The sequence below is a fragment of the Rhodococcus sp. AB351 genome (assembly GCF_049538275.1).
Classification (GTDB): Bacteria; Actinomycetota; Actinomycetes; order Mycobacteriales; family Mycobacteriaceae; genus Rhodococcus.
Map to the genome: position 1 here is coordinate 295,965 of NZ_JBMVFW010000004.1, position 23,805 is coordinate 319,769.

A 23,805-nucleotide genomic window follows, 5' to 3' on the forward strand; every position below is an offset into this window, starting at 1 on the left:
GTGGTACCGTAATTGCGTTTCGACTATAACGCTCGTCACACTCCGCGCCAGATCGATTCCCACTCGGTCCCGACATCACGGATCCCATGCCCAGCACCGCTCCGGGGCGTCCCCGCGACCCCCGAATAGACAACGACGTCCTCACCGCCACCCGCGAGATGCTCCGTTCCCACGGCTGGGACGGGCTGAGTCTGCGGGCTGTCGCCGCCCGCGCCGGTGTCGGCCGTGCCGCACTCACGCGCCGGTGGCCGACCAAGGCCCACCTCGTGCTCGACGCCTTGCTCGGCTCCGCACCCGATCTGACGCCCTACGACGGCATCGACCGCAAGGGCTGGATCGAATGGGTGGTCACCGGGAGTATCGAGTTGTTCTCCCGGCCCGAGGTGCGCGCTGCGCTCCCCGGGCTCCTCGCTGCACTGCGGGACCACGAGGACCTCCGCAACACGCTCTGGCGCACGTTCAGCGGCCCCAGCACCGCCCTGTTCGCCGATGGTGACGGTTCGGACGTCGAGATCGACGCCAAGGCGGTGCTCGTGATGGCAGCGGGGTCGGCACTGTTCGCCGGACTCATCGCCGCGGAGGACGACACGCCCGCGCTGCGCGCGCGGATCCTGGAACTGTTGTCGACCGTCGCGTAGCGCTCGGACCCGGGCGGCGGGTCAGCCGATCGTCTTCCGGGCGAGCGTCGCGGGATCGTCTGCGTCGCAGCCGGTTCCGACCACCAGTGCGGTGAGCGCCGGTGCGTCCGGCCCGCTCATCAGGACGAGGACGGCGTCGTCGCCGGCGAACCGCACCGCACGGGAACCGATCGGTGACCGGCCCGCAAAACCGTTCGCGTCCAAGCATTCCCGGAGACGATCGGCTCCACCGAGGAGGCCGGGATCGGTGTCGCCGATCATCGCCCGCAGGGTGGAGGGTTCGAACAGGCCCTCGTCCTCCGCTGCCGCGACGGGAACACCGGTCGGGTCGTCGCTACCGAAAGCCGTTCCGCGCACGACCACCACGAGCATCACCGCCACGGCGGCCGCGACCGCGGTACCGGCCACCGCCCACCGGCGACGCCGTGCGATCCGGGACGGAACGGACCGGACCTCGGACCGGTCCTCTGCGAGCGCGGCACCGATACGCGCGGCGATCTCGGGTGGAATCGTTTCCGTCGGTGGAGCGTCGCGCAGGGCCGACAACCGTGCCTGCGTCGCATCGAGACGTTCCAGATATGCGAGGGCCTCGGGATCGCGGCGCACACGCGGCCACAATCGGGCGGCGAGTTCGTCGTCGAGCACCCCGGCATGCAGATCGGCGAGCAACTCCGCAGAGTACGGCGGACGCACCCCGTCGGACTCCGACGGGCGCACCTCGGCGGAGTTCGACGGACGCACCTCGTCCTCGTTCATGCGCGACTCTCCTCCGCGGCTCGGCATCCCTCACCAGAGTAAGACGGAGGAGGGTCACGATCGGTTCCCCTCGGAGCGAAGGTCGTCGAGAAGAACTGCGAGCCGGCTCCGCGCGCGGGCGCAACGGCTCTTCACCGTTCCCTCCGGAACACCGAGCCGTCGCGCCGCCTCCCGGACGGAGAAACCTTCCACATCCACCGCGACGACGGCGGCCCGCTGGTCGGGTGGCAGTGCGAACAGGGCGGATTCGACGTCGAGGGCTATCTCGGTGTCGTGGATGGGATCGCGCGGGGTACGCAGGTCGTGCGAATCGTCCTCGAACAGCGGGACGGTCACGCGGACACGATTGCGGCGGATGCGATCGAGGCACGCGTTGACGACGATCGAATGCAACCAGCTGCGGACCGCGGCGTCCTCCCGGAAACCCGAAGCCCTCCGGTGCGCCGAGAGCAGTGCCTCCTGCAGCGCGTCGGCCGCGTCCTCGTTCGAGTAACTCGTCCGTCGCGCGACCTGCCACAGATGGTCGTGGTGTCGTGCCAGCAAGGCGGAGAAGGCATGCCGATCGCCTGCGACGTGTGCTGCGAGCAGCTCGGCATCCGACACCACCCCGTCCGACCCGCTCCCGCCGTCCTCGACACCCCCGTCGGGCACGGCGATTTTTGCGATCCCCCCGAAAATTCGCACGCGCGGATGGTAGCCGATCCGGACGATTCCGCCCGGCTGTCCGCGGTCAGCGTGCGGCTTCGAATTCCACTTCGGAGATGGAGCTCTTGTTGCTTCCGCCGCTCGAGCTCAGATCGGTGATCCACACCAGCACGTGCGAGGTCTGGCCGTCCGCCTCGACCGGGATCGTGGTCTCACCGGAAGCCAGTGTGCCCGAACCGATCACCTGCGTCTGATCGAGCGACGTCGACTCGGACGGTGCGCTGCGCACCTCGACGACCGTGCCCGGGGTGTCGGTGGTGACCTTCACCGCGGACAGCTCCGACGCGTCGGCGAGCGTGAACAGAAGTCCGACACCGTTCTTCAGCGACGGGAACGGATCGAAGTAGGCGTCGGTGCTCCACGAGGTGGACGGATCACCGTCGATCGCCTGCGAGGCGGTGGCGGGCGAATCGGGTGTGCCCTGGGGCGAGAACACCGAGACGGAGGTCGCGGAGACCGGAGCGCTCGCCGCGGGTCGCGGCGGCGCGGCCTCGGCCTGCTCGTCGCCCGCCCCGTCCTCGGCGGGTGCCTCGGCGGTGGGGGTCAGGCCGAATTCCTGGCTCGTCAGCGGGGCATCGTTGGCATCGCCGGCGAGCAGGTTCGCGATCCACCATCCGATGAGCGCGAGCAGCAGCACGGTGGTGGCACCGAGGGCGGCCAGGGCGATGAGCATCCGCTGCGAATGCTTCTTCTTCTGTTCCAGCGCTTCGGGATCCGCGAGTGCGTGCGTCTCCGCGGCGGCAGCGCGCTGCCCGATCCGCAGTGCCGGGATCATCTCGGTCTTCTGGTCGACGACCGACGCCTGGTCGAGGATGTGCTGCACGGTCGCGGCGGTCCGGATACCGCCGTCCTCGGACAGGGCACGCACCGCGACCGCCGAGATCTCGAACGGCACATCGGGGCGCAGGACGCGCGGCTCCACCGGCACACCGTCCTTGCGGTCGGGCTCCGGCATTCCTCCGACGGTGGCACCGCTGTGGTGCGCGACGGGAGCGCCGCCCGGAGCCGACGGCTCGCCGAGCGGCCACCGTCCGGTGATGAGTCCGTACAGGCTCGCGCCGAGGCCGCGCACGTCGGACATCGCGTCGGAGTCGGAGAACGTCGCGGGGAAGGCCAGCACGGCGTCGCCCGCCACGCTGATCCGGATGCGGTCGGGGTGATCGATCGACAGGGCACTGCCCGCACGGTGCGACGCCTCGGCGGCGGCCGCGAGCGCGCGGATCGCGCGTGCCGCACCGATCGGCGACGGCTCGGTGGTGGACATCTCCTTCAGCGACCGGCCGGGGGTCCACTCCGAGACGACGATGCCGCCCGAGCTGCCGCGCACCACGTCGAGGACGCGGGCGAGACCGGGCGAGTTGATGCGACCGAGGCGCAGGGTGCGCGAGAGCACGGCCTGCGGCGAGTCGGGACCGGTGCCGTCGGCCGCGCGCTGTTCCGCGTCGACGAAGGTCAGCGCGACCTCACGATCGAGCTTGACGTCGAGTGCCTGCCAGAAACGCAGGCCCCGCGCGCCACCGTGCGGGGCGAGCAGACGGTAACGACCACCGGCGACCGAGGCACCGGCGATGAGATCGGGGCCGCGCATCGGACGGCGCGGCTGGGAGGCCGGACCCGCGACACGCACCGGAGGCAGCTGCGGGGATCCGACCGGGATGACACCCGTGTCGAGGTTCGGATCGCGCGGCGGGCGCTTGCCGTCCTTGTCGGCGGACTTCTGCCGTGCGGCGGCATCGATGGTGGACTTGCCGGCAGCGTGGTCGTCGCTCACCCTCACTCCTTCGTTGTCGACTCGTCCACTTCCGGTGTGCAGACGCGGGTCGCCGCTGGGGGCCGCGAAGAACCGTGGTCGACGGCTCCCGGACCGTACCTGCTGCTGATCAGGGTACGGGAGTTGTCCGTGCGCATTGTTGCGACCGGGCACGTCCCTGATGGCGGGCATGACCTCTGTGATGGCGTCATAAGGTCCGACGCCGTACTCGCCGTAGTCGATACGCGGCAGGATGACGGTCTTCTCGGCATCCGATTCGGCGTAGCGCGGACGCGGGACGGGGGCGGGAACAGGTGCCTCGTCGGAGGTGGTTCCGGTCTCGGGTTCGGCGGGGACCTCCTCGACGGGGGCGGTGCCGCGCAGCGCCGCGACCTTCCGTCGCACGGCCGCTTCGATCGCGAGGATCTCGGGCACCTTGAGCAGGTACATCCCGACCAGCGCGACGAGCACCATGAGCACACCGTTGAGCCCGACCCGCACGAGTGAGCCGATGCCCCCGAATCGGTCGGCGAGCACGTCGAGCTGTAGCAGACGGTCGGTGACCAGCACGACGACCGCCCCGGCGAGGGACGCGAGCACGACGTGCCAGACGGTGCGTCCGACGTTCGCCATCTGCAGGTTGCCGAGTGTGCGGTGCAGCAGATAGCCGCCGATGAACGCTCCGACGGTGAATGCGACGCCGGTGGCCGCGCCGAGGAGCAGCACCACCTGCTCGTCGTCCGCCGCGACGACGGGTGCCAGCGCGGACAGGCCGATCTTGACGGCGGTGATGCCGAGGATGATCCAGGTGGGGGTCCAGGCCTGTTCCCGGGCGTAGAACACGCGCAGGTGGATGAGCACCAGGGCGTACGGGATGAGCGTGAACGCCGACCAGCTCACCGCCTGGCCGAGGCGTTCGGCGTTGCTGCCGCCGAAGTTGCCGTAGCCGTACAGCGCGGCGCCGACCTGCGACCCCGCGATCGTCAGGAAGGTGACGATCGGGATGAGCGAGATCATGGTCAGGCGGGTCGCGACGGACAGGTCGTCGACGACGGCCGGGGTGTCGTCCGCGGCGGCGTTGCGGCTCAGGCGCGGCATGATCGCGGTGAGCACGGTGACACCGAGCACGCCGTAGGGCAGCTGCAGCAGGAGCCATGCGTTGTTGTAGATCGCCGGCCCGGCCTCGTCGGCCCCCGACGACACGCGTGTGGCGAAGACCATGCCGGCCTGGCTGATCAGCACGTACAGCACGATCGCCGCGGCCATGCCACCGAACTGCCGGAGCCGGTCGTCGAGACCCCACAGCGGCCTGAGGTTGATGCCCTCACGGCGCAGCGCGGGGACCAGGCACATCGCCTGTGTGACGACGCCGAGCAGCACACCGATGCCGAGGACGAGCAGTTTCGGATCGCTCATCCGCACCGGATCGAGGGTGATCTCGCCCGGCATCAGGTAGTAGATCACCAGGACGGTGAGCACCACGAGGTTGTTGCAGACCGGGGCCCAGGCGCCCGGCTTGAACACCTGACGGGTGTTGAGGATGCCCGTGAACAGGCCCGACAGGCCGTAGAACATGATCGCGGGCAGGAGCAGGTACGACAGCGCCGTGGTCAGCGACGTCGAGACCTTGCCGGACTCGTCGAGGAAGACGTGGGTGGTCAGCACCGGAGCCGCGGCCACCGCGAGAACGGTCGCCGTGCCGAGCAGCACCAGCGCCGCGGTGAACAACCGCCGGACGAAGGCCTCACCGCCGTCGGGGTCCTCCCGCTCGGCCCGCACCAGCACCGGCACGACGATCGAGGTCAGAACGGCGCCGAGCACCAGCTCGGAGATCATGTTGGGGATCTGGTGCGCGACGGTGAACGACGACGCGACGCTCGCACCGAGCAGGGTCAGGATCAGCAGCTGCTTGAGGAAGCCGGTGATGCGGCTGACCAGGGTCGCGACGGCGATGGAGCCGGTCGCCGCGAGCAGGCTCTGCGGCTTCCTGCGACCGGACGCGACGCCCGTGATGTCCGGCGAGGTGGTGGGAGAGTCCGACGGTCCCGGGTTCGGGTGTGTCTCCACGTCGTCCCGTGTGGAGTTCCCGGTCATTTCTCATACCCTTCGTCGGCTGGATCCGGCTCTCCCCGGAACCGGTGCAGAAGTCGTCTGCCCGCCAGGAACAGCAGGAGTGCTCCCGCACATCCCGTGACGACGGCGAGGATCTGGCCGTACGCATTGGAACGTACCGTCACCGTCGTCGAGCTGCCGAGAGGCAGGCCGGACTCGGTGGTGAGTGCGAACTCCAGCCGGAGGTTCCGCGAGTCGCTGATCTGCGCCGGCACCGTGAGGGTCCGGCTGCCGCGCGGCGGGAGCTGGGTGGGGCCGATATCGGTGATGTCCACCGTGTCGGGCGCGTCCACCTGCAGTCGCACGGTGATACCCACGGGCAGGTCGTTGCGCGCGGTGAGCAGCAGCGGACTCTGTTCGGACGTCAGGGTGTAGACACCGCCGGTCGAGATGACCGTCACGGCGTCGTAGATGTCGTCGACGGCCTCCCGCACCTCGGCGGCGCGGTGCTCGCCGGTCGCGTAGGCACCGTCGGCGTCGGCACCGCGACGACCGGCCAGGCTCATCGCGCGCAGCAGGTCCTCACGCAGCGGGGCGGTGAACTGCTGCGGGGTGAGCTGGGCCTGCGGGTCCTCGACCAGCGCCGTCTGGATCGCATCGAGTCGGCCGATCTGTTCCTCTGCCTCGGACACGACCGCGGCGGAGGCACCGTCGGTGATCGCCTGTTCGGGATAGACCAGCAGCGAGGCGGTCGGATCGTTCGCGGTGTTCGCGGCCGCGTCGACGAGCGCGGTGAGCGGTCGCGGCGTGGTCAGGCCCGAGCGGACGAGCGTGGAGAGCATCGACAGCACCGACGCGGCGTCGTCGGGCGATGCCGACCAGTTCTGCGGCGGCGCGAACAGCACCGATCGGCCCGCGGCCGGCGGTGCCGCCCCGGTGACCTCGCTGACCGTCGGCACCATGGCCGGCCAGGCCAGCGCGCCGAGGGCGTCCTGCAGGCGGGCCGTCGAGGAGTCGCGGGAGAGGTCGTAGCGCGCCGAGGAGGGGACGAAGGACGGCGTCTGCGGATCGGTGCCCATCCCCGCCAGTGCCGCGGACGCGGACGAGTCGAACAGGGCGGCGGTGAGGCCGGAGACACCGGAGATCCGGAAGCCGTTGCCACCCGGCGCGGTGGACGGCGTCGACGACGTGCCCGCGAGCAGGGCGCGTCCACCCTCGACGGCGTTGTCGGACACCAGAGCGGTCACCGGGCCGTCGGCGGCAAGCATCGATCCGGTCTTCTCGGTGAGCACGCCGGAGTCGGGCCACATCACGCCCGGAGTGGAGGTGACGCCGAGGATGGAGTCGACGATCGCCGCCGGCGATTCGAGCGCGGAGTCGGTCAGGGACGAGTCGGCGAGGTCGGCGAGCGCGGTCAGGTCGACCTGCGCGAACGGCACGGCCATCGTGCAGGTCGTCGCCGCGAGGGCACGCAACCGCTCGAGCCAGGCGACCGCGGCATCCGTGCCCGACCCCGGCCGCGCCTCACCGGTCGGTTCGTCCGGGTCCTCGACGACGAGATAGTCGCGCGTCATGTTCGCGACGGTCACGAGCAGATCCGGGTCGATCGCCAGGCACAGTCCCTCGAGGACGCGGGGCTCGGTGCGGGCGGTGTCCTCGACGGCGCGCAGCAGACCGTCCAGCCTGCCGCCCTCGGCGAGCGAGGTCGCGAGGTCGTCGTCGACCAGGCGTACCGGCTCGGTGCCGGAACCGGCCACGCCGGCGGCGAGCCTCGGCCGGTCGGCCAGCGGCCACAGCATCGTGACCGCGGCGGGACGGGACACATCGGGCGGTACGGCAGGGAACGCCTTGTCGTCGCTGTCGAGCAGGCCGTCGTCGGACGAGCGGGTCGTGCCGCGCGACCCGCCGTTGCCCGTCCGGGTGTCCCCTGTGTTCTCGGTGACCTCGCCGTCCTCGGTGACCTCGTCGCTCGCCGGGAGCGCGAGGACGGGCAACAGGAAGCGTGCGTCGTCGAGCCGGGCCGCGCCGCCGTACTCGGGGACACCGTTGACGTTCACCAGCAGCGGGTAGACGCCGGGAGTGTCGATGTCGAGCGACGGCACGAGATCGGAGCGCAGCGGCAGTTCGAGTTCGAAGTCGGCACGCTCGCCCTGCCCCAGCCGGTCGGCGACCTCCTCGAACTCACCGACCGTGTCGAAACCGGCCTGGTCGAGGGACAGCGAGGTGCGCAGCGCCGCGGAGTCGGAGACCACCGGTGCGCGCTGCAGCCGCACCCAGACGTCCTCGACGTCCCGGTCGCCGATGTTCGCCACCGTGCCACGGACCGTGACGACGGACTCGCTCGTGAGGGTCACCGTCTGCGGCGTCACCTCGTCGATGCTCAGCTCGAGGAAGCGCGGCTCGTCGGGGTCGGTCTGGGCTGCGGCCGGGTTCGCCGTGGCCGTCGGGAGAAGAGTCGTCGGCAGAAGAGGCGTCACGCCTGCCGTTGTGAGGACGAGTACGAGCACGGCGAGCACCGCGGCGCCCGCCCGGGACACCACCACCGTCATCCGCGTGGGGCCCCCGGTTCGTCGACGTCGGGGAGTCGTGTGTGGTCCATCTCGGCGATGAGCCGGTCGGCGATGTCGGCGAGCTTGCGTTCGTCGGCATACGCCAGGCGGGTCCGCAGTTCGCGCAGCGGCACCCACGCCACCTCGGTGACCTCGACGTCCGCGTCGGAGAGCTCTCCGCCGAGATAACGCAGCAGGTAGTGGTGCACGGTCTTGTGGACCCGGCGACCCTCGGTGACGAACCAGTAGTCGATGCTGCCCAGTTCGGCGAGCACCGAGCTGCGCACGCCGGTCTCCTCGCGGACCTCACGCATCGCGGTCTGCTCGGCGGTCTCGCCCTGCTCGATGTGCCCTTTCGGCAACGACCACAGCAGGCGGCCCCGCCGGTCGGTGCGGCCGATCAGGGCTGCGCAGAGTTTCTCGGGCGGACCACCGAGTCCGTCGACCACCAGACCTCCCGCGGAGGTCTCGCGGACGGTCCGCATACGAGGTCCGGGCGAAGCGGACGATCCGGGCGAAGCACCGTGTGCGGTCTTCTTTGCGCCCGCGCCACGCCGCCGCGAGCTGCGGCGGTTACGGTTGGCACGTTCGGCGGGCGACACCTCATAGATAGTAGATGGACCGACGTCGGTCCCGGCTCAACCACACGAACGCGCTGCTCGGTAAGGTGCAAAGACGTGAACTCCCCCACCGCAGACACCGACCGTCGTACCCGGCTGCTCGCCGGAGCCGAGGCCACTCTGCGCGACCTGTCCGACATCCTCGCCCCGCTGGGGGCGCGATTCGCCGAAGCCGGGCACGAGCTGTATCTCGTCGGGGGCAGCGTGCGCGACGCGGTGCTCGGTCGCCTCGGCACCGACCTCGACTTCACCACCGACGCGCGACCGGAGGCCGTGCAGGAGCTGCTGCGCGGATTCGTCGACCACCAGTGGGACACCGGTATCGACTTCGGGACGATCAGTGCGGTGAAGGGACTCGAGCAACTCGAGATCACCACCTTCCGCAGCGACGCCTACGACCGTGTCACGCGTCACCCCATCGTGAAGTACGGCACGAGTCTCGAGGACGATCTCGTGCGCCGCGACTTCACCGTCAACGCGATGGCCGTGCGGATCGGACCGGACGGTGCGGGCGAGTTCGTCGACCCGCTCGGCGGCATGGACTCCCTGCTCGCCGGCGTGCTCGACACCCCCGCGAAGCCCGAGGACTCCTTCCACGACGATCCGCTGCGCATGCTGCGCGCGGCGCGGTTCGTCTCCCAGCTCGGCTTCGCCCTCACCGAGCGCGTGCACACCGCGATCGTCGCGATGGCCGACGAGATCCTGCGGATCAGCGCCGAACGGGTGCAGGCCGAGCTCGACAAGCTCATTCTCGGCGACTACCCGATCGAGGGCATCGACACGATGGTCGAGACCGGTCTCGCGCAGCGGGTGATCCCCGAGATCCCCGCGATGAAACTCGAGATCGACGAGCACCACCAGCACAAAGACGTGTACTGGCACTCGCTGACCGTCCTGAAGCAGGCCATCGACCTCGAGGACGGCGATCCCGATCTCGTCCTGCGGTGGGCCGCGCTGCTGCACGACATCGGCAAGCCCGACACCAAGCGCAACGAGCCGCAGGGCGGCGTCAGCTTCCACCACCACGAGGTGGTCGGGGCGAAGCTCGTGCGCAAGCGCATGCGCGCGCTCAAGTACTCGAAGCAGATGATCGAGGACGTCAGCCGCCTGGTCTTCCTGCACCTGCGCTTCCACGGCTACGGCAAGGGACAGTGGACGGATTCGGCGGTGCGCCGCTACGTCCACGACGCCGGGCCGCTGCTGCCCAGGCTCCACAAGCTCGTGCGCGCCGACTGCACGACCCGCAACAAACGTCGTGCCGCCGCACTGCAGGCGACCTACGACGGTCTCGAGGAACGGATCGAGCGGATCGCCGCGGAGGAGGATCTCGCCAAGGTCCGGCCCGACCTCGACGGCAACGCGATCATGGAACTGCTGGGTATCTCCGCAGGTCCGACGGTCGGCAAGGCGTGGAACTTCCTCAAGGAACTGCGGCTCGACCGTGGCCCGCTCGAGCGCGACGAGGCCGAGGCCGCGCTGCTCGAATGGTGGGCGGAACAGCAGAAGGCCCAGCCCCCGAACGCCTGATCTCACATCGCCGTGACGGCGGCGTGAGCCAGATGTCACCGCGTGCTCACCGCGGGTGACGCCACCGCAACACCGCTTCTCCAGCATGGACACCGGCGTAGTCGAGACGGTGTCTAGGAGTTGCGGGATGCAGGACGAGATCACCACGGTGAAATCCACCTGCTCCTACTGCGGTGTGGGATGCGGGATGCTCCTCGACGTCGCCGTCGACCCGGAGACGGGCGACCGACGCGTGGTGAGGGCATACGGAGACAAGGATCATCCGACCAACAGGGGTCGGTTGTGCACGAAGGGCGCGACGAGCGCGGAGATGCTCGCGGCCGGGGGCCGGCTCGATACGGCGTGGATGCGTTCCGAGCGGGCGGCCGAGGTGGCTCCGCTCCCCCTCGACGAGGCGATCGCCGCGACCGCGCGGCGCCTGAGCGACATCGTCGCGGCCCACGGCCCCGACGCGGTGGCCCTCTACGTCTCGGGACAGATGTCGCTCGAGGCCCAGTACCTCGCGACGAAACTCGCGAAGGGATATCTGCGCACCTCGCACATGGAGTCGAACTCGAGACTGTGCATGGCCGGCGCCGCGACCGGTTACAAGCAGTCGCTCGGATCCGACGGTCCGCCCGGCTCGTACGAGGACTTCGACCACGCCGACGTGTTCTTCGTGTCGGGTTCCAACATGGCCGACTGCCACCCCATCCTGTTCCTGCGCATGATGGATCGGGTCAAGGCGGGAGCGCGATTGATCGTCGTCGATCCGCGGCGCAGCGCGACCGCCGACAAGGCCGACCTGTTCCTGCAGATCACGCCGGGCACCGATCTGGCGCTGCTCAACGGTCTGCTGCACCTGATCGTCGAGAACGGGCACGTCGACCGCGCCTTCGTCGAGGAGTACACCGACGGCTGGGACGCGATGGAGTCCTTCCTCGCCGATTACCCACCGCACGTCGTCGCCGAGGTCACCGGCCTGGCCGAGGCCGACATCCGCACCGCGGCGCAGTGGATCGGCGAGGCCGGCGAGTGGATGAGCTGCTGGACGATGGGGCTCAACCAGAGCACCCACGGCACGTGGAACACCAACGCCATCTGCAATCTGCACCTCGCGACCGGGGCGATCTCCCGCACCGGCAGCGGGCCGTTCTCCCTCACCGGCCAGCCCAACGCCATGGGCGGCCGCGAGATGGGATACATGGGACCGGGCCTGCCCGGTCAGCGCAGTGTCCTCTCCGACGACGACCGCGCGTTCGTCGAGGATCGCTGGTCGCTGCCGCGCGGCACGCTGCGCACCGAGGGCGGCGCCGGCACCGTCGACATGTTCGAGCGGATGGCCGCCGGCGAGATCAAGGCGTGCTGGATCATCTGCACCAATCCCGTGGCGTCGATCGCGAATCGCTCCACCGTTCTCGAGGCGCTCGGGAAGGCCGAACTGGTGGTCGTGCAGGACGTCTATCGCGAGACCGAAACTGCCTCGTACGCAGACGTTCTCCTCCCCGCGGCATTGTGGGCGGAATCGGAGTACGTTACCGTCGGATCAGACCGCACCGTCAATCTCCTGCAGCAGGCCGTCGAACCCGTCGGTGAGTCGCTGCCCGACTGGGAGATCATCGCGCGGGTCGCGCAGGAGATGGGTTTCGGCGACGCCTTCGACTATGCGAGTGCCGAGGAGATCTTCGAGGAGATCACCGGATTCGCCAATCCGCAGACCGGATACGACCTGCGCGGCATGACCTACGACCGTCTGCGGGAAGGGCCGGTGCAGTGGCCGTGCCCGCCGGAGTCGGACGAGACGCGTCATCCCGTCCGCTATCTCAACGACGGGGCGAGCCGGACGCCGGTGGTGCGCGAGGACGGTTCCCGTCCGCGACTGGCGTTCGCGACCCCCGACGGACGCGTCCGCTTCTTCCCGCGTCCGCACATGCCCGCCGCGGAGATGCCGGACGACGAGCACCCCTTCGTCCTGAACACCGGGCGCGTCCAGCACCAGTGGCACACCCTCACCAAGACGGGGAAGGTCGAGAAACTCACCAAACTGAATCCCGGACCGTTCGTCGAGATCAACCCCGCTGATGCACAGCGACTGTCGATCGTCGACGGTGACCGGGTCGAGATCGCGTCGCGGCGTGGCCGGGCCGTGCTGCCGGCCGTCGTCACCGACCGCGTGCTGCCCGGGAACTGCTTCGCACCCTTCCACTGGAACGACCTCTTCGGCGACGACCTCACCATCAACGCCGTGACGAACGACGCCGTCGACCCGGTATCGCTGCAGCCCGAGTTCAAGGTCTGTGCCGTGTCGGTACAGAAGGTCGCGGGTGCGGTCGAACCGGTACTCGAGAGCGGTTCGGTGCTCGACCGTCTCGAGTCGGCGCTGGGGCTCGAGACGATCCCCGCACCCACCTTCGACGACACCGAACGTGGTTATCTCGCAGGTCTTCTCGCCGGACTCAGGACGGCGGATGTCACTGCCGCGCCGACCCTTCCGCCGACCGCGCCGTTCCCGGCCGACAAGCGGGCCTGGGTCGACGGACTGCTCGCCGGGATGTACGCGCACTCGGCTCCCGTTCCCGACGCGACGCCCACCGAGGCGGTGCCGGACGGGCCGGCCGTCGTGGTGGCCTGGGCATCGCAGACGGGCAATGCCGAATCCTTCGCGGCGAGTTGCGCACAACGACTCCGCGACGCCGGTCGGGCCGTGCGGCTGACGGGACTGAACGAACTCGACATCACCGCACTGGTCGATATCGACGACCTCGTGGTCGTCACGAGCACCTTCGGCGACGGTGACCCGCCCGACAACGGCGGGTCGTTCTGGCGATCGCTCGCAGCGGACACCGCACCCGAACTGCACGGAACACGTTACGCAGTACTGGCTTTCGGTGACTCGAGTTACGACGATTTCTGCGGCTTCGGGCGTCGTGTCGATGACCGTCTGAGCACTCTCGGCGCGACCCGCCTGGCCGAGCGCGTCGACTGCGAACCCGGAGAGGACGAGCGCGCACAGAGCTGGCTCGACGCGCTCGTACCGCTGCTGGGAGGCTCGACGACCCCGGTCGCATCGGTCGCGCCGGCTCCCGCGTCCCCCGCCTACACCCGCAACTCGCCGCTCGTCACCCGGATCACCCGCAACATCGCACTGAGCGGTGCGGGTTCGGCGAAGGACGTGCGCCAGTTCGGATTCGAGATATTCGATCCCACATTCGAATACGAGGCCGGCGACGCCCTCGGCGTGATGCCGACGAACGGCCCGGAGGCTGTCGACGAATGGCTCCAGGTCACCGCCCTCGACCCGGAGACCGCCGTCGAACTCGGCGACCGTCCCACCGTGCCGCTGCGCGAGGCCGCGACCCGGCACCTCGATATCACCCGGGTGACACCGGAACTGCTCCGTTTCGTGCAGAAGCAGAGCGGCAGTGCCGAACTCGCGAAGCTGCTGCGACCGGGCAACAAGATCGAGCTGCAGCAGTGGCTGTACGGGCGGCAGGCGATGGACGTCATCGCCGAGTACCCGTTCAAGGCGCCCTGGGACGAATGGAAGGACCTCCTCGGCCGTCTGCGTCCGCGCTTGTACTCGATCTCGTCGAGCCCGAAGACGAACCCGCGCGAGGTGCAGCTGACGGTGTCGGTGGTGCGCTACGAATTCGAGGGTCGCTCCCGGGCGGGTGTGTGCTCGTCGTTCCTCGCCGATCACAGCAAGGGCGTGGACATCCCGATCTTCGTGCAGCGCAACGAACACTTCCGGCCGCCGGCGCCGGAGACCGACATGATCATGGTCGGTCCCGGTACGGGCATCGCACCGTTCCGCGGTTTCCTCCACGACCGTCGCGAGGCCGGGCACACGGGCCGCAACTGGTTGTTCTTCGGCGACCAGCGATCCGAGACCGACTATCTCTACCGCGACGAGATCGAGTCGATGCACGCCGACGGTTTCCTCACCGAGCTGGGACTGGCCTTCTCCCGCGACCAGCGGCAGAAGATCTACGTACAGGACCGGATGCGCGAGCACGGCGCGCAGGTGTGGAAGTGGCTGCAGAACGGTGCCCACTTCTACGTGTGCGGCGACGCCGGACGTATGGCGAAGGACGTCGACGCGGCCCTGCGTGAGGTGGTGCAGGCGCACGGACGGCTCGACCGCGACGCCGCCGCGGCGTACGTCGAGCAGATGGCCGCCGACAAGCGGTACGTCCGCGACGTCTACTGATCTGCTTGTCGGTCCGCAGATGCGGATATAGCGTGTTGTTCATGACGCATCTGCGGAGACAACTGTGAGCTCGCTCCGGATCCGCGACGCCGCGTCGTTGCTGGGGGTCAGCGACGACACGGTCCGTCGCTGGATCGACCAGGGGCTGCTGCACGCCGGTAAGGACCCCGCTGGGCGCAAGACCGTCGACGGTCGCGAGCTGGCGGAGTTCGCCCGCGCTCAGGCCGATGCCGGCCCCGATCCGCTCGGGGTGGGCAGTTCCGCCCGCAACCGCTTCGTCGGGCTGGTCACGCGCGTCGTCTCCGACACAGTCATGTCGCAGGTGGAGATGCAGTGCGGCCCCCACCGGATCGTCTCGCTCATGAGCACCGAGGCCGTGAACGAACTCGGTCTCGAGCCGGGCAGCGTCGGGGTGGCCGTCGTCAAGGCGACCACCGTCATCGTCGAGACACCCGGAGGGGACGGATGAGGCGCGGGGCGCTCGCCGCGCTCGCTGCCGGTCTCACCGCTGCGGCGCTGACGTCGTGCGGCACCGGCGGTGGCTCGGATGTGCTCACCGTCTATGCGGCGGCCTCGCTCCGTGCACCGTTCACCGAGATCGCCGAACGATTCGAGGAGGCGAACCCCGGAGTGACGGTGGAGCTCTCGTTCGCCGGCTCGTCCGATCTCGAGACCCAACTCGGGCAGGGCGCACCCGCCGACGTCTTCGCCTCCGCCGACACCCGGACGATGGACGCCGCCGTCGACGCCGGAGTCGTTGCCGGTGAACCGGTCCCGTTCGCGACCAACACACTCACGATCGTCACCGAACCGGGGAACCCGAAGAACATCACCTCGTTCGACGATCTCACCGGTGGCGGTCTCTCGGTGGTCGTGTGCGCCCCTCAGGTGCCGTGCGGGGCGGCCACCGAGCGACTCGAGGAGACCGCCGGTGTCGAGCTCGCGCCGGTGTCCGAGGAGTCGTCGGTGACCGACGTGCTCGGCAAGGTCACCTCCGGGCAGGCCGACGCCGGTCTGGTCTACGTCACCGACGCGACGGGCGCCGGTGAGAAGGTCACCGTCGTCTCCGTCCCGGAGGCCGCGGAGGTCGTCAACATCTATCCCGTTGCGACACTGTCCGATTCTCGCGATCCCGGTCGCGCGAACGCCTTCGTGCGCTTCGTCACCGGTACGGACGGCCGCGCCGTTCTCGCCGACGCAGGATTCGGTGCGCCGTGACCGCGACGGGACTGCCCCGGTGGTTGTTCGTTCCCGCGGTCCTCGGGTTGCTGTTCGTCGTCGTGCCCCTGGTGTCGATGCTGCTCACCGTCGACTGGACGACCTTCTCCTCGCTCGTGACGTCCCCGGCGTCCCTCGACGCGCTCGTCCTGAGTCTGCGCACCTCCGCGGCCGCCACGATCCTGTGCATCCTGCTCGGCGTACCTCTCGCAGTGGTGCTGGCGCGCAGTAGTTTCCGATGGATGTCGGTGATCCGCGGGTTCGTCCTCCTGCCGCTCGTGCTGCCTCCGGTCGTGGGTGGCATCGCCCTGCTCTACACCTTCGGTCGGCGCGGGTTGATCGGTGAGCACCTCGACGCGCTCGGGATCCACATCGCGTTCACCACCACGGCGGTCGTGCTCGCGCAGACCTTCGTCGCACTGCCCTTCCTCGTCACGAGTCTCGAAGGTGCGCTGCGCAGTGCGGGTTCGCGTTACGAGGACGTCGCGGCGACACTCGGGGCGCGCCCCACGACGGTCTTCCGGCGTATCACCCTGCCCCTCGTGCTACCGGGCCTGATCTCGGGTTCGGTACTCGCATTCGCCCGTGCTCTGGGCGAATTCGGCGCGACCCTCACCTTCGCCGGGAGCCTGCAGGGTGTGACGCGCACGCTGCCGCTCGAGATCTACCTGCAGCGGGAGACCGATCCCGACGCTGCCGTCGCGCTGTCACTGGTGCTGATCGGGGTGGCCGTCGTGATCGTCGTGGCCGTGTACTCGCGGCGGAAGGACCGGCCGCTGTGAGCCTGACGGTGCGGACCCGGGTCGCCGCACGCGACGTCGACATCGATCTCGAGGTCGCGCAGGGTGAGATCGTCGCGGTGCTCGGCCCCAACGGAGCCGGCAAGTCGACGCTGCTGGGGGTGGTGTCCGGTCTGCTGCGTCCCGATGCGGGTCGTGTGGAACTCGACGGTCGCGTCCTCACCGACACCGCGACCGGCATCGCCGTGGCTCCGCACGACCGGTCGGTGGTGTTGCTCGCCCAGCAGGCCCTGCTCTTCCCGCACCTGACGGTCGCGGGCAACGTCGAGTTCGCACCACGCAGCGCGGGTGCGGGCCGGCGGGAGGCCCGTGCCCGCGCCGAGAGGTGGCTGCGGAAGGTCGACGCCGCAGATCTCACCGATCGTCGTCCGCACGAACTCTCGGGTGGACAGGCACAGCGGGTCGCGCTCGCGCGTGCCCTGGCGGCCGAACCGCACCTGTTGCTGCTCGACGAGCCGATGGCCGCGCTCGACGTCACCGCGACTCCGGTGCTGCGGTCGTTGCTGCGACGCGTCCTGCGCGACAGCGGGCGCACGGCCCTGCTCGTCACCCACGACCCGCTGGACGTGCTCGCCCTCGCCGATCGGGTGATCGTGATCGAGGCCGGTCGGATCGTCGAGGACGGGCCGGTCCGTCGGGTGCTGACGCGACCGCGCAGCGCCTTCGCCGCCCGCATCGCGGGGACCAATCTCGTCACCGGAACCGTGCGACAGGACGCCTTGGAATCCGCGGACGGTCTCGTCCACGGCCGGGTCCACGACGACTGCGTCCCGGGTACGGCCGCCGTCGCCGTCTTCGCGCCGTCGGCGGTCGCCGTCTACACCGAGGCCCCGCACGGGAGCCCGCGCAACGCCCTGCGGGTGAGGATCGCGGAACTCGAGGCGCAGGGGTCGACGGTGCTCGTGTGGTCGGATACGGGTATCGCCGCGGAGATCACGACGGCGGCACTCGCCGACCTCGACGTCCATCCGGGCGACTCCGTGTGGTTCGTCGTCAAGGCCACGGAGGTGGGAATCCACCCGGCCGCGCTGAGCACGTGATCGCTGCCGCGCTGAGCGCGTGATCGCTACTGCTGTGGATGCGTGATCAGTACCGTGTGCGGCGCACGACGAGCACGGCGACGAGCCCGATCAGGTAGACGACCCCACCTGCGACGGCCAGTTCGGGCGTGCGCCCGTCGGGGTCGATGAGGAAGGCCGCCACGACGATCGCGCCGAGGAAGGCGATGTTGAAGACGGTGTCCTGCAGCGCGAAGACCCGTCCTCGGCGCGCGTCGTCGATGTCGATCTGCATGGCCGCGTCGCCGGTGAGTTTGATGGTCTGACCGGCGAGGCCGAGCAGGAAGGCCGCGACGAGCAGCGGCCCGGCCGACACGGTGGTGACGAACGCGAACTGCACGATCGCGGCGGCGATCAACCCGACGGTGACGGTGCGCGGCCGGCCCAGTCGCGGGATCAGGATCGGTGCGAGCACCGCTGCGAGGAGCATGCCGGCGGCGGTGCAGGCCACCGCGACACCGAACCCGGAGAATCCCCCGAGCAGGTCGGAGTCCTTCTCGTCGGCGCGCAGGACGAGCACCATGATGAGCGTGTCGATGCCGAACACGATGCGGTGCGCGCCGATTCCGAGCATCGCGATCGTCACACCCGGCGCTTCGAGGACGGCTCCCGCACCGGTCCGCAGACCCGACAGGACGGTGCGGATCACGTCGCGGGGACGTATTCCCTCGGGGCCGAGCGCATTCGCGGCGAATCCCGCTGCGGCGACCGCGCCGACGAGCGAGCCGCTCACTCCGAGAAGGACGGCCGTCCCGGAACCGGTGTCGCCCGCGCCCACGAATCCGATGGTCGCGACCGCCGTGGCGGCCCCGACCGCCGAGACACCCGAACCGACCGTCGCCAGAACGGAATTGACCGGGACGAGCCACGACTGGGCGACCACGTGTGGGAGCGAGGCCGAGACGCCTGCCAGGACGAATCTGCTCACGCCGACGGCGGCGAGCGCGAGCAGCATGAGTGGGGTCTGCGGTCCTCCGAGAAGCAACACGGCCGCGGCCGCCGCGATGAACACTCCGCGGAGCAGGTTGGCCCAGACGAGGACGAGACGTCGGTCCCATCGGTCGAGCAGGGCGCCGGCGAACGGACCGATCACCGAGTACGGCAACAGCAGCACGGCGAAGCCTGCCGCGATCGTGACGGGGTCGGTGTGACGCTCGGGGTTGAACAGGATCGCCCCGCCGAGTGCGGCCTGGAACAGTCCGTCGCCGAACTGGCTCGCGAACCGCACCCCGGTCAGTCGTACGAGACCCGGCGAGTTCCGCAGGGCGGTCGCGGTCGATCGCCACGCCCGCTGCCTGGACTGCTGCCCGGAGTCTCGCACAAGCACGACACTATCGGCTCCGCCACCATTCGACCGTGCGGGCGGCCGCCTCGTCGAGCGGGGTGGGTGACAGGCCGAGTACCTGTTCGGTGTGGGTCGAGTCCATGACGAACGGAGCGTCGAACTGGTAGAGCATCTCCGCGAGTTCCTTCATGTCCCGGTTCACGACGCCGCCGGCCCGCACCAGCCAGGACGGGATCGTCCCCACCGCGGGCGCGGGAAGGCCGGCCGCCCGGGTGAAGGCTGTGGCGATCTCCCGCTGTGTCACAGCCGGTCCGGTGGGTGCGTGGATCACGGTGTTCCACACCGCCGGCTCCCCCGCTGCCGCGATCATCGCCGCGGCCAGGTCGGGAACGTAGGTGAACGAGTGCGGGAGGTCGGCCGAGCCGAGCACCCGCACCTTCTTCCCGGCGAGCACGGTGGGCACCATGCGTTCTCCGGCCATCGCGTTCAGTGCCCGCGGACCGAAGAAGTCCGATGCCACGACGCTCACCGTCGGGGCGCGATGGGCGGCGCGGGCGGTGAGGAGTTGCCGCCGGACACCGCGCTTGCCGGTGTCGGCCTCACGGGGTGAGTCCTCGGTCATGACCCGGTCGGGCTCGCTGTACGAGTAGAGGCTCTCGGGGAAGACGACGACCATCTTCTCCGACAGGTTCGCGGCGGCGTCGAGAACGACCCGCTCGGCGACGGGAAGTTCGCGTGCCCACACGTCGGCACGGTAGGCCGACCCGTGGACGCACATGTACACGGCGTCGGCAACTAGTCCGTCCTCGTCGACGAGCGCTGCGGCCACGGCCTCGGGGTCGGTGACGTCGACGCGCAGGCGTTCGATGCCCGCGCCTTCCGGTCCGCTGCCCGATCGGGTCAGAACACGCACGCGATGTCCTTGTGCGGCAAGTTGTTCGGCGACGGTCCAGCCCACGGGTCCGGCTCCTGCGACCACCTGTAGATGCGACATGATTCCTCGATTCGAAAAGTGTGAGCACTGCTCTCTGATGGCTTCGACGATCCTCTGTGTGGCCGAGATTGTCAAGAGCACTGCTCTCGTTTGTTGACGGTGCTCTCTGTTCGACGCAGAATGGTCCGGTGACGACACCACGGGCACGCGCACGCGCACAGACGATGGCCGACATCCTCCGGATCGGCCGCGAGCATCTCGGCACCCACGGAGCGGCGGCGCTGTCGCTGCGCGCCGTCGCCCGAGACCTGGGCGTCGTCTCCTCCGCCGTCTACCGCTACGTCTCGAGCCGCGACGAGCTGCTCACCCTGCTCGTCGTCGACGCCTACGACGAACTGGGCGACAGTGTCGACCGTGCTGTCGACGCGGTCGACCCCTCCGACCACCGCGAACGGTTCCTCACCCTCGGCCGTGCTGTGCGCTCGTGGGCGCTGGCCGAACCGGCCCGCTACGGGCTGCTGTACGGAAGTCCGGTGCCCGGTTACGCCGCCCCGGCCGAGCGCACCACCGCACCCGGTATCCGCGTGGTCCTGCGACTGGCCCGGATCGTGGACGAGGCCTACGCTGCGGGTGTATTGGACGACGCGGCCGGTACCCCACCGCTGGAGAGCCTGGGGGAACCGCTGGGCCGGATCCGGGACGAGTTCTCCCTCACCGCCCCGGATTCCGTACTGGCACGCGGTCTCTGGGCGTGGCCGTCGCTGTTCGGGTCCGTGAGCTTCGAGGTCTTCGGGCAGTACGGCCCCGACACTTTTCCGGACCGCGAGGTCCTGTTCGAACATCATCTCGCCTTGTTGGCACAGACCGTCGGGTTCCACCCCACACGCCGCTGACGGCGGTGACAGAATGGCTGACGTGGCGCAGCATCAGGACGAACCCGAGGACCGCACCGCACCCTCGACACCCAGGGTGCGGGCCGGCAGCCTGCTCGTCTCCGCCACCGAACTCACCGAGCCGACCTTCCGCCGCACCGTCGTCTACATCATCGAGCACACCGATGCCGGCAGCTTCGGTGTCGTCCTGAACCGCATCAGCGACACCTCCGTCGACGCGATGCTGCCGCAATGGTCGTGGCTCGCCGCCGAACCGAAGACCCTGTTCGTGGGCGGTCCCGTCCACCGCAGTTCGGCACTGTGCCTCGGCACGCTGCGGGTGGGCGCCGACATCACCGATGTCCCCGGCATCCGTCACGTCGACGGCCGAGTGGTGATGATCGACCTCGACGCCGATCCCGGGCACATCGCCCACTACGTCGAGGGTGTGCGGATCTTCGCGGGATACGCGGGGTGGAGCGCAGGTCAGCTCGACGGCGAACTGCGCAACGACGACTGGATGGTGGTCTCGGGTCTGCCCGCCGACGTGCTCGCTCCCGCGCACCTCGACCTGTGGGCGAGGGTGCTGCGCCGGCAGCCGCTGCCGATGGCGTTGCTCGCGACCCACCCCATCGAGGTCGAACGCAACTGAGTTCCGTCGGGCGACCGGGGACCCGTCAGCGGGCGTCGGCGAGCGTGTTGAGCGCGCCGGCCATCTCCTCGGCCTTCGTTGCGGTCACGGTCAATTCGTGTCCCGACGCCGTGGTCACCACGACGGCAGGTCCGGTGCGCGTGACCAGGCCGTACCGCTTGCCACCCTTGGCCCGCAGCCCCCAGCCGCCCCAGTCCTGGAACGGGCGGGTCTCGGTGACCTTCGCGCCGACGATCTCGTCGAGGTCGTATCCGAGCGCGTCGGTGGCCAGATTCGACACCCGGATCCCGTCCGCGTCAACCACCACGGTGTAGCGCAGCAGACCCAGCACGAGCAGGGCGACGGGCGCGATCAGGCCCAGCGGCCACCAGCTCTGCGTCGCACCGCACACGACGAGCGCGGGGACCAGGACGAGCAGCGACAGTCCCGCAGTGGTGCCCGCACCGGTGCCCACCTGCTCGACGATCGGCAGTTCGGCACGACCGCGCGGCAGTGACGGATCCGGAGCCGCTGTCGCGGTCTTCCGCTCCCGGCCGTCGCGCAGCAGCCGTCCCCCGAACCAGCCCACCGCGATACCCACCCACATGCCGAGCACCGCCGGCCAACCCTCCAACGGGGTCTGCGTGGCGTCGGTCGTGTCGAGCTGCCCCGCGAGACCGGCGAGGAACAGCGCGGTGATCGTGCCGGTGACCCCGAGACCGATCGCGAGCATGTAGCGGCGCATGAGCAGCTGCGCCTGCGCGAGCGCGGCGATCGCGCAGCACCCACCCCCGACGAGCACGATCAACAGAGCGGCGGTCCACGCCGAGGTCATGGGCGAGCCGAACGAATCGGGGGCCGTACCCGACCAGTGCGTGGCGATCTCACCGGGCAACCGCGGGAGCCACGAACGGGTGAGCACGAGTACGGCCACGGCACACAGCAACGGAACGACCAGTCCGAGCAGCACACCCACGGGGTCGACCTGACGCGTCGTCGTCATGGGGGTCAGCCTAGGGTGCGGGCCTCCACCGGCGCCGTCCTCGTTCCGCTCTCGTCGAACCATCCGTCGGGTCGCAGGTCGCCACCGAACCGGGGCATGTACTCGGTACACGCGAGTCGCGAGACGAGGCTGCGCCGGCTGTTCACACCGGTCTTGGTGAAGATGTTCTTCAGGTGGTCCTGCACGGTGTACGGGCTGATGAACAACCGCTTCGCGATCTCGTTGCGCGACCGTCCGGCGAGCACTTCGACGAGCACCTCCGATTCACGGGGCGTCAGACCGTAGGCCGCGGTGACCAGCGTGACGATCTCGGGCAGGCGTGCCTGTTCGAGGGTTATGACGACGCGACCGGTCTCGTCGAAGATCGCGGCGCGCAACACCACCCATTCACCGTCGAGGGTGCGCAGGCGCACCGTCGCAGGGGCGGGTCGTGTCCTGCGGACCTGGCGGGCGATCACGTGCGCCGGCCCGGGACGGCCCCGGACGGGACTGCCCCAGCCGAGACGCTCGAACCAGACCGCCGCCGAGGCGGTCACGGAATCGAAGTCGTCGTCCGCCCCGATCACGACCACGGCCGGACCCGGACACCCGGCCGCAATCTCCGTGTGTCGCACCCGCGCCGACGCGTCCCGGATGAGTGTGGTGCGGAAACCGTTCGCGATGTCGCCGAGCACGTCGTCGAGCATCGCGAGTTCGGCATCGGTGAAGCCGCGTCCCGGTTCGCGCATCAGCTCTCCGACACCCCAGCACCGACGGTCGCCGTCCCGGAAGACCAACTGCAGTTCGTGTCCCATGCCCAGCTGCGACACGAGTTCGAGATAGCGGCGGTGTCCGTCTCGAGTCCCGTCGTCCGCCGGTTCGCCGATGCGGCGCAGTCCGGTCGGACGCCGGAGGAGCACGTAGAGACTGTCCGGATCGGGGTCCGGGCCGTACTCGATCTCGATCGACAACCGGAGGGCCTCGACCGGGTCGTCGAGACCTCGGGTGGTGAAGCCGGTGGGAACCACGACGGCAGGGTCGACGGGTGCCAGGCAACCCCCGTCGTACGGAACGAAGGCGCCGAGCACGTCCATGACGATCTCGCGGAACTGCGCGCCGTCCGCAGCCGCGGAGGCCGCGTCGTGAATGCCTGCCCTCAACCGCTGCGCAGAGCGCATCCCTCGAAGTATCCCCCTCGAATGTGGGATTGAGAACACCTCGCGCGGCGACGAGGCTCCA

General features: G+C 69.6%; 18 protein-coding genes. 9 read left to right on the forward strand and 9 right to left on the reverse strand.

Translation table 11 applies throughout. The features are described from left to right. The first annotated feature begins 86 nt into the window (after positions 1–86). Positions 87–638 carry a TetR family transcriptional regulator gene (locus tag ACPCXD_RS11910; RefSeq protein ID WP_145690365.1) on the forward strand — a complete coding sequence of 184 codons (552 nt, stop codon included), beginning with the start codon at positions 87–89 and terminating at the stop codon, positions 636–638. Positions 639–659: 21 nt separating this feature from the next. On the opposite strand, the gene ACPCXD_RS11915 is transcribed toward ACPCXD_RS11910, so the two are convergent. From ACPCXD_RS11915 to ACPCXD_RS11935, 5 genes are all read right to left on the reverse strand, one after another. After that, entirely contained in the window at positions 660–1,394 is a 735-nt protein-coding gene (locus ACPCXD_RS11915; protein WP_230824214.1) for an RsmA family anti-sigma factor, read from the reverse strand. 54 nt (positions 1,395–1,448) lie between these two features. After that, complete coding sequence (gene sigM, locus ACPCXD_RS11920; protein WP_026060916.1) at positions 1,449–1,997, reverse strand: RNA polymerase sigma factor SigM; 549 nt, start codon at positions 1,995–1,997, stop codon at positions 1,449–1,451. A gap of 127 nt (positions 1,998–2,124) precedes the next feature. Continuing rightward, on the reverse strand, positions 2,125–5,943 hold the full coding sequence (gene murJ / locus ACPCXD_RS11925) for a murein biosynthesis integral membrane protein MurJ (RefSeq protein ID WP_145690368.1): 3,819 nt from the start codon (positions 5,941–5,943) through the stop codon (positions 2,125–2,127). Next, positions 5,940–8,450, reverse strand: a complete 2,511-nt coding sequence (locus ACPCXD_RS11930) for a DUF6049 family protein (RefSeq protein ID WP_423659695.1) — start codon at positions 8,448–8,450, stop codon at positions 5,940–5,942. Before ACPCXD_RS11930 ends, murJ begins: the two co-directional genes overlap by 4 nt. After that, a complete protein-coding gene (locus ACPCXD_RS11935) occupies positions 8,447–9,052 on the reverse strand; it encodes an NUDIX hydrolase (RefSeq protein WP_026060915.1) in 606 nt (201 codons plus the stop codon). Before ACPCXD_RS11935 ends, ACPCXD_RS11930 begins: the two co-directional genes overlap by 4 nt. 75 nt (positions 9,053–9,127) lie before the next feature. On the opposite strand from ACPCXD_RS11935, the gene ACPCXD_RS11940 reads away from it, so the two are divergent. From ACPCXD_RS11940 to ACPCXD_RS11965, 6 genes are all read left to right on the forward strand, one after another. Further along, positions 9,128–10,597: a CCA tRNA nucleotidyltransferase gene (locus ACPCXD_RS11940; protein WP_160877568.1), complete on the forward strand. Its 1,470-nt coding sequence runs from the start codon at positions 9,128–9,130 to the stop codon at positions 10,595–10,597. Positions 10,598–10,724: 127 nt separating this feature from the next. Further along, complete coding sequence (locus tag ACPCXD_RS11945; protein ID WP_423659697.1) at positions 10,725–14,786, forward strand: bifunctional nitrate reductase/sulfite reductase flavoprotein subunit alpha; 4,062 nt, start codon at positions 10,725–10,727, stop codon at positions 14,784–14,786. Positions 14,787–14,850: 64 nt separating this feature from the next. Then, positions 14,851–15,255 carry a TOBE domain-containing protein gene (locus ACPCXD_RS11950; protein WP_160877564.1) on the forward strand — a complete coding sequence of 135 codons (405 nt, stop codon included), beginning with the start codon at positions 14,851–14,853 and terminating at the stop codon, positions 15,253–15,255. Next, a complete protein-coding gene (gene modA / locus ACPCXD_RS11955; RefSeq protein WP_423659699.1) occupies positions 15,252–16,004 on the forward strand; it encodes a molybdate ABC transporter substrate-binding protein in 753 nt (250 codons plus the stop codon). Before ACPCXD_RS11950 ends, modA begins: the two co-directional genes overlap by 4 nt. Continuing rightward, positions 16,001–16,786, forward strand: a complete 786-nt coding sequence (locus ACPCXD_RS11960) for an ABC transporter permease (protein ID WP_423659700.1) — start codon at positions 16,001–16,003, stop codon at positions 16,784–16,786. The genes modA and ACPCXD_RS11960 overlap by 4 nt, the downstream gene beginning before the upstream one ends. Then, positions 16,783–17,844: a sulfate/molybdate ABC transporter ATP-binding protein gene (locus tag ACPCXD_RS11965; protein ID WP_423659702.1), complete on the forward strand. Its 1,062-nt coding sequence runs from the start codon at positions 16,783–16,785 to the stop codon at positions 17,842–17,844. Before ACPCXD_RS11960 ends, ACPCXD_RS11965 begins: the two co-directional genes overlap by 4 nt. Positions 17,845–17,890: 46 nt before the next feature. Here ACPCXD_RS11965 and ACPCXD_RS11970 read toward each other — a convergent pair whose 3' ends face one another. Continuing rightward, positions 17,891–19,189: an MFS transporter gene (locus tag ACPCXD_RS11970; RefSeq protein WP_423659704.1), complete on the reverse strand. Its 1,299-nt coding sequence runs from the start codon at positions 19,187–19,189 to the stop codon at positions 17,891–17,893. Positions 19,190–19,193: 4 nt separating this feature from the next. After that, the gene (locus ACPCXD_RS11975; RefSeq protein WP_423659706.1) at positions 19,194–20,141 is read right to left on the reverse strand and encodes an NAD-dependent epimerase/dehydratase family protein; all 948 of its coding nucleotides are present in this window, start codon (positions 20,139–20,141) and stop codon (positions 19,194–19,196) included. 164 nt (positions 20,142–20,305) lie between these two features. On the opposite strand from ACPCXD_RS11975, the gene ACPCXD_RS11980 reads away from it, so the two are divergent. Beyond that, positions 20,306–20,974 carry a WHG domain-containing protein gene (locus tag ACPCXD_RS11980; RefSeq protein WP_160877582.1) on the forward strand — a complete coding sequence of 223 codons (669 nt, stop codon included), beginning with the start codon at positions 20,306–20,308 and terminating at the stop codon, positions 20,972–20,974. Positions 20,975–20,987: 13 nt separating this feature from the next. Further along, positions 20,988–21,605 (forward strand): YqgE/AlgH family protein, encoded by a 618-nt coding sequence (locus ACPCXD_RS11985; RefSeq protein WP_202400440.1) that lies wholly within the window; start codon positions 20,988–20,990, stop codon positions 21,603–21,605. A gap of 25 nt (positions 21,606–21,630) precedes the next feature. Here the strand turns inward: ACPCXD_RS11985 and ACPCXD_RS11990 are convergent, their stop codons facing one another. After that, positions 21,631–22,587 carry a DUF1648 domain-containing protein gene (locus ACPCXD_RS11990; protein ID WP_423659708.1) on the reverse strand — a complete coding sequence of 319 codons (957 nt, stop codon included), beginning with the start codon at positions 22,585–22,587 and terminating at the stop codon, positions 21,631–21,633. Positions 22,588–22,592: 5 nt separating this feature from the next. After that, positions 22,593–23,744, reverse strand: coding sequence for a LuxR C-terminal-related transcriptional regulator (locus ACPCXD_RS11995; protein WP_160877548.1), 1,152 nt, complete (start codon positions 23,742–23,744; stop codon positions 22,593–22,595). Positions 23,745–23,805: the final 61 nt, after the last annotated feature.

What these genes read in the sequence shown, in the direction of transcription:
- ACPCXD_RS11910 (WP_145690365.1), top strand. Translation starts at nt 87, where the DNA reads ATGCCCAGCACCGCTCCGGGGCGTCCCCGCGACCCCCGAATAGACAAC.
- ACPCXD_RS11915 (WP_230824214.1), bottom strand. Translation starts at nt 1,394, where the DNA reads ATGAACGAGGACGAGGTGCGTCCGTCGAACTCCGCCGAGGTGCGCCCG.
- murJ (WP_145690368.1), bottom strand. Translation starts at nt 5,943, where the DNA reads ATGACCGGGAACTCCACACGGGACGACGTGGAGACACACCCGAACCCG.
- ACPCXD_RS11930 (WP_423659695.1), bottom strand. Translation starts at nt 8,450, where the DNA reads ATGACGGTGGTGGTGTCCCGGGCGGGCGCCGCGGTGCTCGCCGTGCTC.
- ACPCXD_RS11945 (WP_423659697.1), top strand. Translation starts at nt 10,725, where the DNA reads ATGCAGGACGAGATCACCACGGTGAAATCCACCTGCTCCTACTGCGGT.
- modA (WP_423659699.1), top strand. Translation starts at nt 15,252, where the DNA reads ATGAGGCGCGGGGCGCTCGCCGCGCTCGCTGCCGGTCTCACCGCTGCG.
- ACPCXD_RS11975 (WP_423659706.1), bottom strand. Translation starts at nt 20,141, where the DNA reads ATGTCGCATCTACAGGTGGTCGCAGGAGCCGGACCCGTGGGCTGGACC.
- ACPCXD_RS11980 (WP_160877582.1), top strand. Translation starts at nt 20,306, where the DNA reads ATGGCCGACATCCTCCGGATCGGCCGCGAGCATCTCGGCACCCACGGA.
- ACPCXD_RS11985 (WP_202400440.1), top strand. Translation starts at nt 20,988, where the DNA reads ATGGCTGACGTGGCGCAGCATCAGGACGAACCCGAGGACCGCACCGCA.
- ACPCXD_RS11990 (WP_423659708.1), bottom strand. Translation starts at nt 22,587, where the DNA reads ATGACGACGACGCGTCAGGTCGACCCCGTGGGTGTGCTGCTCGGACTG.
- ACPCXD_RS11995 (WP_160877548.1), bottom strand. Translation starts at nt 23,744, where the DNA reads ATGCGCTCTGCGCAGCGGTTGAGGGCAGGCATTCACGACGCGGCCTCC.